Here is a 12,609-nt window from a genome sequence, read left to right as displayed (position 1 = left end):
CGACAATCGAGCCAGTTTCATAGCCGATTGGCTATTGTGGCTTGAGGGTATATAGATCTATAAAGAAAAAAGGCCGCATCAAGTGCGGCCTTTTCCCTTGAGCTAACAAATGACTTTTACTTGGAAATTGCTTCCACTGGACAGGTCTCAATGGCTTCATCAACACAATCAGCATCAGAGTCTGCACTAATAACAACTGCCTTTTCACCATCTCCATCCATTTCAAAAACATCCGGGCATATTTCGACGCAAGATTCACAACCAATGCATTCATCCGGATCAATAACAATAGCCATACCAATCCTCCTGATAAAATTATACTTCATCAACTAACAGCAGTTGATTGCAACCATCTATACACCCTGCGTCTTTTCATACGCAACTTATTTCGTCGTCTAAAGCTTGAAAATCATCTTTCTTGAAGGCCATGATAAAGCGTGTCGAAATATGGATAAAGAAGATACTCCATTACCGTTCGCTCTCCGGTCTTAATACCAACTAGTAACCGCATACCAGGATACAGTTGGTATTTTTTACCATCCTTTTCGAAACGATCGCTTTCTGTTTCAACCATCACACGATAATAAGTATCCCCTTCCTGCGTTGTAATAGCATCAGGGCTAATTCGCGTTACTATGCCATCCAAGTTTCCAAACATGCGAGCGTCACCAGTAGCAAGCTTAACTGTAGCTGGTTGGCCAACCTGCACATAGCCAATATCTCCCAAGGCCAAATGAGCCTCAATAACGAGCTTATCTCCTCCAGGCACAATATCAAGCACTGTCATTCCTGGCTGAACAACCTCACCCTCTCCCATTACATAAATTGATTTGACTATTCCATGTGCTGGTGAACGGATAACGGTCCTTTTTAAACTATCTGCGGTTTTTCGTAAGCGTTGAGAAAACTCTAGAAGCTCTCTTTGAGACTTACGCAATTCCTCTTGAACTTCTTCGTGAAATGTATTGGATATTTGGTCCAGCTTTTCTTTAGCAGCTGATAACGTTGACTCAGAGCGAGTCAAAGCAGCATTATCTTCTTCAATTTTACTAATAAGATTAGACTCTTCTTTGAGAAATCCTAAGTGTTTGTACCGCGAGGTCAACTTGTCTTTTAGTAAATCCTCACTAATCTTAATTTGCTCTTGTACATATTTCAAATTTTGCTTCTGGTTACGGATTCTTACCGTAATTTCTTGAATATCTTGCTCGCGTTGTTTTATCTTTTCTTTTTGTGAGTTGATATCATTTATAAAGCGCTCTCGGCGAGCCTTATACAATTCACTAGCCTGTTCAACTAAGCCGGGTGATTCTTCGCGCAATGACTGGGAAAAATCTGGCTCAATCGTAAACAATGAAGCTGAAAAACTCGATCTATCATTCCCTTTCTTGACTGGTTTGGATGTATCATCAGCATTTACATTAAACCATCTGGATTCAGCATTCAGTCTGGCAATCTGCGTTTTCAGAGATGACACACGTACATTAAGTTCTTCAACAGTTGAATCGCTAGCTGTTGCTTCAAGTTCAATCAACGCCTGTCCAATTTCAACCAAATCCCCTTCACGAATCTTAATTTCGTGGACAATGCCACCTTCAAGGTGCTGAATTCGTTTTACTTTTGAGCTAGGAACAACTTCACCGATAGCATCACTAACAATATCTAAAGGGGCAATTGAAGCCCACACAAAAAAACTAACACAAAAGGTTACACAGAGATAAAAAAAGAACTTGGTGGTCTTATCCACATCGGTAGACTTCTCATGATTGTTCATGCTCACCACCTAAGACTTCATTGACGCACCCTGTTCAGGTGCTGCTGTTTTCTTCTGTATGACACCGACCTTAGGGATAGGTTTGCTATTAAGATCGATGACACTACCGAACCCTTTAATAATATTAGGATCCCGAGAAACGACAAAAAGCGTAACACCTTGTTTAGCCAATAAATTCATCACCTGAAATACAGCTTCTGCGCCTTCAACATCTAATCCTTCAGTGGGTTCGTCAAATACCGCAATACGCCCCTGCCCAACTAAAGCACGAGCCAAGGCTAGACGCTTGCGAATACCTAGTGGCAGGTTATGCCCCCCTTCCTTAACAAAAGTTTCCATTCCAGTTGCACTACTATCAAGAAACCGTCGTAAATCAGCGAGACGAACTACTTCATTAAGCTTAGCATCATCAATATCAGGATTCAAAAGCGTAATATTCTCTTTATACGATCCATTGAGAAATGTTGGTTCTTGCGGAAGATACATTATTTGGCGTCGCCACCACTCTGGAGCAAGCTGGCGTAAGTCAACACCATCTGCCAATATTTGTCCTCGACCGGGATCTAAGAGACCTACAACTAATTTAGATAGGGTTGTCTTTCCTGCGCCATTTGCTCCGAGGATGCCAACAACAGAACCTGGTTCAATGGAGTAATTCAATGACTCAAACAAGGGCCCTGTTGCCCCCGGAAAGGCAATTGCAACATCCTTGAATTCTAAGCGCCCAGAATACTGTTTCATGGCAGTTCCACCACTAGCTTCTCTCGGTAAGCCAATGAATTCATTGATCATGCGCATAGCGTCGTTTGCTTTCCCCATCATCAAAACAGATTGCATGAAACTTGTAGAGATCTGAAGTGTTTTGGCAGAAAGAATGCTTGCGCCGATTAAGGAGCCAACAGAAAGTTCTCCCATAACGACTTGCTTAGCTCCAACGGCATAAATTGCAACTTTCAACAATGAATTTAGACCTTGTACGATAGCCAGTGACCAGCTCTTTTGAACAACGATCCTCTCACGCAACTCCGCCAGCTTCTCAACCTGTCCCATCCATATGCTTCTAAGAAAACTACCGCCGTGATATGCACGAACGGTCTCAGCCCCATGAATTGCTGAGTTGACACCACCACGATGCTGAACAAGAACTTCTCGCATTGTACTGTCTACACTGCGAGAACGATTCATATTCATTTTACCTGCGATCATTGTCATAATCACAGCTAACAAAGTCACTATTGCAAGAACAGGACTAAGGAAAAAGACTGCCAGAAAAAACAATACGAAGAAAGGCATGTCCAGCACAGAAGCGATTCGGGATGCCTCATATGCGCCTTGCACAGTTTGGGGAGCAGCCATAACTTCTTGGATTTTAGCTTGTGGAATGCGGTCTAATGCAGCTGTTTTAAGCTGAGACAATGCATCAAGTACTGCGGCTTGTAATTGACGATCAGGTTCTGCGCTCACCGCAGCACACATCTTTGTCCTGACGACGTTGAAGCCCATTCCAAGAACAAGGGCAATCAACATTCCTGCCGTAAGTGTGTATAGAGTTCCGTCGAAACCATAGCCGATATAACGGCTCAGGATTTGAATGACAAAGATTGGAGAAGCAAGAAACAGAATGTTGACAAACAATGATGCTATAACAATCTCCACCGCAAGAGGCTTGGATCGGAACAGCCGTCTTAAAAGCTCGTTCATACCAACTCCTCAAGGATGGAGAATTATAAACAAATGGCCTTGTTTGAACTAACTAAATTTCGGTAATGTCTTCCGTAATGAGTCCCATCTCGTACAGAAGCGTATATCCGGCAATAATGATGTCAATGTCTGTAGCTACTTTCGCACTAATGGCGTTAATATAATCTCTTTCGCCAACAAGAATGTCAAGAAGACGAACCTCTTCACCTGTCGCCTTCTTCTTTTTGACCAGACCCAAAAATTCCCAAGTAATATTTGCCTGAGTTTCATATAATTCAGAGTTCTGACGCAAGGTCGTCAACTCAAGCCATGCATTGCGAACACTTTCTTCAACAGTGCGTCTACGGTCAAGTAAGGTACGCCGAGCACTCGTCATTTCTGACTTAACAGAGCGAATGTTCTCAGTGTCCTGCATGCCTGAAAACAGGTTGTAACTAATAGCAAGCGTGCCACGCTGTTCATAACGTAAACCAGATGTACCCTGATCATTCTCTTTACGTTCAGCCTCAAGAACTGCCTCAAGTTGTGGGAAATATCCAGAACGCTGAGTCCTGAGGTCGCCTTCAAGGCGCTCTAAAGAATATTGAGTTTCAAGAAGCATAGGGTTGTTGTCAAACGCAATGGCAATGGCATCATCAAGGCTACCTGGAAGGTATTTACGGGGGACAGGAACTGTATCCATTAAGAGGATCTCTTCCTCAGTAGGGGCGAAACCAAAGACGGATTTAAAATTATTAACTGAAGCTTGAAGCTCCCTTTCCTGCGTAACTCGATATGATTGAGCCCCTGCCAGTTGCCCTTTAACTTGAAGTTCTTCGTATGAATAGCCAGCACCTCTTTCAACCAGCACTTCTTGCATGCCGGAAAGCTCTTTGACACTATTCTCGGAACGCTTCGCATACTTAACAAGTTCACGAGAACGCACAACTCGCAAGTAGGCAGTAATACCAAGGGCAACTATTTCCTGCTTTGTTTGAGAGAGCAGCGCACCATACTCCTTAACCTGTCCAGCTGCAGCGTCAACCGGGCCAGAAACAGCTCCAAAATCTAATAGTTGTTGGGTTGCACTGATTGTTTGTTCATTACGAGTGAACTGGGTTTCCTTGTTGTCAGGCTTTTTAATATTTTCCTTGCCCCCTTCTATGGTGGCATCAACCTGAGGCAACCATGCCCCCTTAGCACTTTCAAGCTGATGCTTGACTGATTCAAGCTGCGCTTCTGAAGCCTTAATACGATCATGGCTCTTAACCAATTCCTCAAGAAGTGAATCGAGCTTAAGGTCGCGCACTTCCTGAGCGTTCACCACATTTACCCCACCAAATGCAATGACACAGGCCAGCAAAACAATCAGATTAACTTTGAACAGACTTTTCAAAGCCCTCTCCCGTATGTATAAAAACTTCATGTCAAATTCATTAGCAACAATTTCGGACAATTAGATGCAAATTTAGTAAATTGTCACAAACACATTATAAAAAATAATTATTTATAGCAACAGTTAATCTATTTTAGTTATAAATTAAAGAACATTAGCAGTTGCTTTTTTATTAATATGAACAGCAAAGGAGACCTCATGCTCAGTTTCTTTAAGAAAGCATTTAAAGTGGATCAGTTGATTCTACTGACAGTGGGCATAGGTGCTTCGGTTTTGATGGCCGCCCTTTTTGCTATTCAGCCTCAGTTCTTACGCTTTCTTGACAACAAATTATACGACCAATATTTATCAAAATATCACAGTTCAAATGCGACTGATATACCTATTATTGTTGATATAGATGAAAAAAGTCTTGCCGAAATGGGGCAATGGCCATGGCCTAGATATAGAGTAGCAATGTTATTGAAAATGCTCCAAGCGTATGGCGCAGCCTCAGTCGCAACCGATATCATTTTCGTTGAACCCGATAAAACATCCCCTTCAATTCTTCAAAAGCAATGGAAGAAAGAACTGAAGCTGGATACAAAGATTGAAGGCTTGCCAGAATCGTTGCGCGACAATGACAAACTTCTAGCACATTATTTGAAAACGGGGCCATTTGTCCTCGGCATCGACTTTCTTACGCAAGCTCTTTCCATAGAAGAAGGGATCGCTCATCAAACTAGAGATTGTTTTATCAAGCCTGCAAAAGTTGCAGTACTATCTGTACCTGGCTCCCCTTCCCCTCATGACGTATTATTCAAGGCAGAGGAAGCAATTTGCCCACTCCCCGTTTTATCTATGGCTGCACAAAGGACAGGGTTCATTACAATTGCTGCAGACGAAGATTCTATCTATCGAAAAGTTCCACTCTTATTTAGTTGGAACGACAAATACTACCCCAGCTTAGCCCTTGCCGCCCTCATGCAGGCAACAGGAATAAAATCTGTGGTAGTAAAAATGTCGACTTCAGGAATTGAATCTGTTCGATTTGGAAAGATAGTCATTCCTACAGACCATCGAGGCAGAATGCTCATCAATTATAGAGGACCATCTAAAACTTTTAGATATATCAGTGCAAGCGACATTCTCAACAAAAGACTCCTGCCAGGGGAACTTCAGGGTAAAATCGCTTTCATTGGAACCTCTGCGGCTGGCCTTAAAGATATTAGAGCTATGCCACTGGATCCAAGCTACCCAGGCGTAGAAGCTCACGCAACAATCATCGACAACATCTGGTCTAAGGACTTCATAAGCAAACCAGATTGGGCAACTGGTGTAGAATTTATAGCAATGCTATCGATCGGATTAGCTACCACTTTCCTACTTATGTGGGCAAAAGCTCTATGGATGATTATCCCTCTAATAGTCGCTAGCGCTGGCATGTGGTATGGATCGACCGAGCTTTACACGGAACACAAACTATATATTTCACCACTCTATTCTTACATCAACCTCGCCCTAACTTTCTTATTATTGACCATGATAAAATTCTGGCGAGAGGAACATGCAAAGAAATTCATCCATGGTGCGTTTGCTCACTACCTAGCTCCATCAGTCATCTCACAAATTATGGAAGACCCAGATGCACTTTCACTAGAGGGGCAAGAGAAGGACATTACGATCCAATTTTCAGATGTACGAAGTTTTACATCTCTCTCAGAGAAGTTGACCCCAACGCAGGTAACCAATCTTCTTCATGATTACCTCACTCCAATGACTCGTATAATCACGGAAAATCAGGGAACACTCGATAAATTCATCGGCGATGCTGTCATGGCTTTTTGGAATGCTCCTTTAGACATAGAGAATCATCAAGAAAAGTCCTTAGAAGCAGCACTATTACAGATAGAAAAGCTTGGCGATCTCAATGAAATATTTATTGAGAAGTATGGCTTTACTATTGCGGTAGGACTCGGAATTCATTCTGGTTCTGTCCGTGTTGGCAATATGGGATCTGCGGACTTGTTTGACTACACTCTTATCGGTGACAATGTTAACCTTGCTTCACGCCTTGAAGGTTTGACCAAATTTTATGGACAAAAGTTAATCGTCAGCCAGACCATTGTGGATGCCTGTGAAGGAAAATACTATTTTCGTATTCTTGATAGCGTACGAGTTAAGGGAAAAGTTGAACCAGTTACAATATATACATCATACCGCTATGATGACGCCAAAAAGCGCCAAGCAGAGCTTGATAAATACGAAAAGGCTCATGAATTATATTTAAAAAAGCAATTCACTGAAGCCAAAAAGTTGTTTGAAGAATTGGACGCAATCGAGATGGAGCCTTTGCTCTACAAATTGTACATTGAGCGTTGCGATCATCTTATCGACGAACATCCGGGCGATGATTGGGATGGAGTATTCACCCACAAGACAAAGTAAATCAATCAAAAAAAGGCCGTAATTATTATACGGCCTTTTTTTGATCCTAATGTGATTGATTTAGGGGTTGTTCATCATTCCTTCGATAAATTCATCTGGCCATAACGCTGGAGATGGATCCCCCTCAATCAGCCGTGCCTTGGCTTCGGCATCAAGTTTAAAGCTGTTTTTAATAAAACTAGTATAGAATCCAGCTGCATCGATCTCACCAATCAAAATGCAGCCTGCGAGCATATCATCTTTAAAGATCAGCTTACGATAAATAGAGCTCTTCTCATCAAGGTATATGCTGGTTTCGTATCCATCTTTACCCTCGACATTGGTTTCACCTACAGAAATTGTAGGAAGGCCGTAATACGTGATTGAGTTCATCGACATGCCACCTGAATATGGCTTGTCAGCTCCAGCCATATTTATCCCCGCATATCGACCTTGAGAGTAAGCATTGGGCCAAATGGGACGCACTGTATACTCACCGGTAAGCATATCTTTGGCTTCTGCGACGTCTCCAGCTGCAAAGACATCGCTATCACTCGTTGCCATGTAGTCGTTAACTCGTATCCCTTGACCAGTTGTAATTCCGGCTTGAGCTGCCAAGCCCATGTTGGGTCTGACGCCCGCCGCGACAATAACTACATCGGCCTCAACCAAACCCTGATCGGTTTCAACGCCCTTTATGGTGCCATCATCGAATCGGACGATCTCTTTAGTGCCGCACCCCTGAAGGAATTTAATACGATTTTTTTCTAGATGGTTGACGATTAAATCACCTGCTGTTTCGTCAAAGTAAGTGCGCATAATCCGAGAGCGAACTACGATTGTAACGTCCACTCCTTTTTCTGCGAAACCTTCGGCAGCTTTCAAGGCAATCAGGCCCGCGCCAATAACAACAACCTTTTGAACTTTGTCCACCAACTCTTTAAGGGCTTCAGCGTGTGCAACAGTTGTAAAGTTGTGAACGCCAGGACCATCTATGCCTGGGAGCGGCGGCTTTACAGGTGTCCCACCTGTAGCAAGCAATAATTTCCCATAAGAGACAGTATCTCCCGAATCCAATGTTAGCTTTTTTGAGCTTGTATCAATCCCGATTACTCGAGATGCGAGACGCATCTCAACATTATTACTTTTATAAAATTCTTCCGACCGAAATGGGAGGGTTTCAAATTTAATTTTGTCCGATAAATAATAAGAAATTAGCGGACGCCCGTAAGTGGGCACAGCTTCGTCACTAATAACAAGAATCTTCCCATCCTTGTCTTGCTGACGGATGCCCTCAATGGCACCGATGGCAGACACGCCATTTCCGACAATTACGTAATTCACAAACTCTCCCCCTCAAGTTGATCTTTTATATATTGCCAATTATGACAAAACCAACCTCACCTCTTTTGAGCGAACTGTTTTTTACCTATTTTTTTGTCAAAAATCCATAACTATGAATTTAAACAGACGTTTTATCGTTTTAGTGAAAATTAATAAATAAAAACAGATGATTGTAATATTTGCAATACACTTAAAGAAAGGCTATTTAATGCAGCTTCAAAACCAAATCTCAGGAGATGATGATTCCGTGAGCATTGAAGGTAATAAAGTACTTATAGCCAATCGAGGCGAAATCGCCGTAAGGATCATGGAAGCCTGTCATGATTTAGGCCTCCCCTTCGTCGCCTTGTATACCAATGAAGACAGAGACTCTGGCCATATTGATGTGGCCCGTAAACTAGGCGGCGAAAAGTCGCTTTACCGAATCCAGAACTATCTTGATGCAGGTGATATCCTGTCCGTAGCCGACGAAGCTGGCGCAACAGCCATCCATCCGGGTTACGGCTTCTTTTCAGAGAACTATCGTTTTGCCCGTCGTGTTGTCGAGCGAGACCGTCCAATGACTTTTATAGGCCCTTCTTGGAATGTTATTCAAGAATTGGGTGATAAGATCAACACCAAAAGACTTGCTCGTAAGCTCGGTGTTCCAACTGTGCCCGGCTCTGATCGAGCAATTTACGATGAACTTGAAGCTGAAGCCATTGCCGAAAGCCTCTTTGAATTTCAAGAGCAAATGGGGATCAAACGCCCTGTCGTCTTGGTGAAAGCTTCAGCTGGTGGCGGTGGAATGGGAATTGACGAATGCGAAGATATGGCTCGCTTTCGCCAGACTTATCGCCGTATCCGCAACTTCTCTCTCCGGACCTTCAACGACGAAGGCATCCTGATTGAGCAGCGTGTCTTTAACTTCAATCATCTTGAAGTCCAGATTGTATCAGATCGTTCCGGAACCAATCCAGTTCACTTTGGCACTCGTAATTGCTCGGTGCAATCTCCGGGTCTCCAAAAGCGCATTGAGGTCGCTCCAGGATTCTGTCCTGAAGACCTTAATTACACATTCGACGCACAGAAGCTTCTGGACGACATTACTGAATATTCCCTCTCTATTGCTCGTGAGATCAAATATGACAACGTAGGCACCTGGGAATGGATCGTAACACCTCAAGGTGAACCTTTTCTGATGGAAGTAAACACTCGTATTCAGGTAGAGAACGGTGTTTCTGCAGACATTGCGAAAGTCAAGGGTAATCCGGATGTAAACCTAATCCGTGAACAGATTCGTATCGGTTTAGGTGAAGATCTCGGCTACACTCAGGATGATGTAACCTTTGATGGTGTATCAATTGAGTATCGACTCATTGCTGAGGATACTGACAATGGATTCACACCATGGGTCGGTAAAATTGAAGAACTTGCTTTAACGAATCAAGAATGGGTCAAATTCCATTCTCATGTTCCTCAGGATCGTCCCTATCAGATTCCAACTGAATACGATCCCAACCTCGCTTTGGCCATCATCTGGGGTAAAGACCTTAAAGAAGCCAAGGAACGTGGTGTGGCATTCCTCAACGACCTCCGTCTCAACGGTATTGACTCCAGTGGGCTTGCCATGAAGTCAAACATTCCGTTCCTCATCGAAAAGACGGAAAATCTTCTTGAATTCTAACCCAATATGTTATGAATATAGACAAGAAACTCAATGAACTCTTGGAACGGGTAAACTACACCCGTGACATCTTGGGCAACAAGGCCCGCCCAGAGCTTGATGCCTTTGCAAAAGAGATTCAGGCGTTCCCGGCCAAATATAGTGTGGCCTCTGAAGATATGGCGCAACGGGCTGTACAATCGTTGGACAAACGCTTGTCGACCATGGAATCAGCAATCGATGCGCAGCTAACTGCCATGGATAAGGTGCGAATCGTTCGTCATCCTCAACGTGTTTGCCTTAAAGACATTTTGGAAAACGTATACGATAACTATACCGAGATTGGTGGCATGGATGAACACTCCATCGACCCAGGTATGCTTATCGCTAGAGCCTACATCTCCCGCCGTAAAGGAAAGAAAATCATTAACCAACCTGTCATGGTCGTTGGCCAAGAAAAAGGTCATGGTCAGGAATTCCGTAATGGTGGTTCGATCAAACCCTGGGGTAATAGCAAAGCTCTCAAATACATGAAAGTCGCTGCTAGAGAGCAAATCCCCATCCATGCATATGTAAACACTCCAGGTTCCTATCCAATTGAGGACTTTCCTGGAGCTGCACAGCAGATTGCAGAAAATATATACGAAATGGCGGGCTTGCCCGTTCCCATCATTGCCATCTTTTCCGAAGGTGGCTCAGGTGGCGCTGAAGCCATTGGTATGGCAGATAAACGTCTCATGCTTTCTCATGGGTATTATTCGGTTATATCTCCGGAAGGGGCTGCAGCTATTGAAGGCCGTATCCGTGGTTCTGAGCGAGCCCCAGTGGAATTAATCGAATCTTGTGCAATTTCTCAACGTATCACTGCACAGGATAATCTCAAGAATGGATATATCGATGAAATTATCGAAGAACCTTCCTTGGGAGCCCGTGCAGACCACTTTGAATTCTATAAACAAGTTCGAGAGCAAGTAGTTCGTGCAACCGACGAAGTCACCCTGTCAGTGCGAGGCTTTTCATTGTTTCGTGCTATTGCGCTTCGTCATTTTCGAAAGCACACAGACATCATTGTTCGTTGGTCTCTAAGCGACAAGGCTCGCCAGCGTCTGATCGTCCGTCGATTCAAAAAATACCGTAAATTGGCGCAGAGCGCATATCAAGATAACCGCTCAATGCTGGAACGGCTAAATGCAACCAGTACACGAATCGTATCTAGCACCACTTCTGCACTTCTTTATGGAATTGTTAAACCTTTTAAACAGCGCATTTCACGCTTCATGGAAGAGGCTACTGATGAGATCCATGTCGTCACTGGTCGCATGGATGCCGCGTATCGCGCTATAATGAAAAAATTTGGAGTAAAAACCCAAGAAGAACAAAAGCAGGCAATCGAACTTACGGGGCTTTCCAAAGTAGATGAAAGCCAAGAGCTAATGACTAACGGAAACGGATATATTAGCCCGCAAGCTCGACAGGATCGAGAGATCACCTGCCCTCATGCAGAAAAACGTGGCTGCCTAGACATTTGGGCCCGTGATTTGTTCACCGATTTCGCAGGGGTATGCCCTCACTGTGGCTACAATTTCCCTATGGAATATCAATGGTATCTCCACAATATCTTTGACAAAGGAACAATCCGCGAATTCAATCGCGATATAGCTTCAGGCAACCCCACAGACTTCCCGAACTTTGAGAAACGGGTAAGTGCTGCAAAGGAAAAGACAGGCCTCGAGTCAAGCTGTATAACTTTCAATGCAACTCTTGAAGGTATGCATTTGACTTGTGCCACATTAGTCGCCAACTTCCGTGGTGGTTCTGTCGGCGCAGCGGAAGGCGAAAAATTCATTCGTGCTCTTGAGTTGGCACAAACAAAACATCAGCCGTTCTTGGCTTATGTTCACGGAACTGCCGGCATCCGTATTCAGGAAGGAGTGAATGGGCTGATTCAGATGCCTAGGGTCACTATGGCTGTGCGAAAGTATATTGAAGAAGGCGGCCTTTATATAGTACTGTATGATACCAACTCTTACGCAGGTCCAGTGGCTTCATTTCTTGGCTGCTCTCCTTATCAATTTGCAGTTCGTTCCTCACGACTCGGTTTTGCAGGCCCTGGCGTCATCAAAGAAACGACTGGTATCGAAATACCACCGGATTACCATAATTGCTTCAAAGCTCTTTCTCGTGGGCATATTCAAGGCGTATGGAGTCGTAAGGATATCCGCAAAAATCTGCACCAAGCATTCCTGACAATTGGTGGGCGCAATCTATATTACCGATAGTCTAACCCAATACTCATAATTTAAAGGCGACAGTTTCGACTGTCGCCTTTTTTATTTCTACGAAACCAGCATACACCCGTCACTT

Annotated in this window: 8 protein-coding genes; 3 read left to right on the top strand and 5 right to left on the bottom strand. The window is 43.6% G+C overall.

Going from position 1 to position 12,609, the window contains the following annotated elements:
- Positions 1–116: 116 nt before the first annotated feature.
- From HFN16_RS15065 to HFN16_RS15050, 4 genes are all read right to left on the bottom strand, one after another.
- Positions 117–296 (bottom strand): ferredoxin, encoded by a 180-nt coding sequence (locus tag HFN16_RS15065; protein WP_168891540.1) that lies wholly within the window; start codon positions 294–296, stop codon positions 117–119.
- Positions 297–409: 113 nt separating this feature from the next.
- Positions 410–1,774, bottom strand: coding sequence for an HlyD family type I secretion periplasmic adaptor subunit (locus HFN16_RS15060; protein WP_168891539.1), 1,365 nt, complete (start codon positions 1,772–1,774; stop codon positions 410–412).
- 9 nt (positions 1,775–1,783) lie between these two features.
- Positions 1,784–3,475: an ATP-binding cassette domain-containing protein gene (locus HFN16_RS15055; RefSeq protein WP_168891538.1), complete on the bottom strand. Its 1,692-nt coding sequence runs from the start codon at positions 3,473–3,475 to the stop codon at positions 1,784–1,786.
- Positions 3,476–3,527: 52 nt separating this feature from the next.
- The gene (locus HFN16_RS15050; RefSeq protein WP_247648351.1) at positions 3,528–4,850 is read right to left on the bottom strand and encodes a TolC family protein; all 1,323 of its coding nucleotides are present in this window, start codon (positions 4,848–4,850) and stop codon (positions 3,528–3,530) included.
- Positions 4,851–5,048: 198 nt separating this feature from the next.
- On the opposite strand from HFN16_RS15050, the gene HFN16_RS15045 reads away from it, so the two are divergent.
- On the top strand, positions 5,049–7,277 hold the full coding sequence (locus HFN16_RS15045) for an adenylate/guanylate cyclase domain-containing protein (protein ID WP_168891536.1): 2,229 nt from the start codon (positions 5,049–5,051) through the stop codon (positions 7,275–7,277).
- 60 nt (positions 7,278–7,337) lie between these two features.
- Here HFN16_RS15045 and HFN16_RS15040 read toward each other — a convergent pair whose 3' ends face one another.
- Positions 7,338–8,600, bottom strand: coding sequence for an FAD-dependent oxidoreductase (locus HFN16_RS15040; RefSeq protein ID WP_168891535.1), 1,263 nt, complete (start codon positions 8,598–8,600; stop codon positions 7,338–7,340).
- Between the two features lie 247 nt (positions 8,601–8,847).
- Between HFN16_RS15040 and HFN16_RS15035 the strand changes: the two genes are divergently transcribed.
- Positions 8,848–10,266, top strand: coding sequence for a biotin carboxylase N-terminal domain-containing protein (locus tag HFN16_RS15035; RefSeq protein ID WP_210772207.1), 1,419 nt, complete (start codon positions 8,848–8,850; stop codon positions 10,264–10,266).
- 11 nt (positions 10,267–10,277) lie between these two features.
- Positions 10,278–12,524, top strand: a complete 2,247-nt coding sequence (locus HFN16_RS15030) for a carboxyl transferase domain-containing protein (protein ID WP_168891533.1) — start codon at positions 10,278–10,280, stop codon at positions 12,522–12,524.
- The last annotated feature ends 85 nt before the right edge of the window (positions 12,525–12,609 follow it).

It is taken from the genome of Pseudodesulfovibrio sp. zrk46 (assembly GCF_012516435.1).
GTDB lineage: Bacteria > Desulfobacterota > Desulfovibrionia > Desulfovibrionales > Desulfovibrionaceae > Pseudodesulfovibrio.
Note: the sequence above shows the minus strand (reverse complement) of the source record. Positions and strands in the feature narration are given on the sequence as shown.

Excerpts from the sequence above, each read along its gene's own strand:
- HFN16_RS15055 (WP_168891538.1), bottom strand. The coding sequence starts at position 3,475 with ATGAACGAGCTTTTAAGACGGCTGTTCCGATCCAAGCCTCTTGCGGTG.
- HFN16_RS15060 (WP_168891539.1), bottom strand. The coding sequence starts at position 1,774 with ATGAACAATCATGAGAAGTCTACCGATGTGGATAAGACCACCAAGTTC.
- HFN16_RS15030 (WP_168891533.1), top strand. The coding sequence starts at position 10,278 with ATGAATATAGACAAGAAACTCAATGAACTCTTGGAACGGGTAAACTAC.
- HFN16_RS15045 (WP_168891536.1), top strand. The coding sequence starts at position 5,049 with ATGCTCAGTTTCTTTAAGAAAGCATTTAAAGTGGATCAGTTGATTCTA.
- HFN16_RS15065 (WP_168891540.1), bottom strand. The coding sequence starts at position 296 with ATGGCTATTGTTATTGATCCGGATGAATGCATTGGTTGTGAATCTTGC.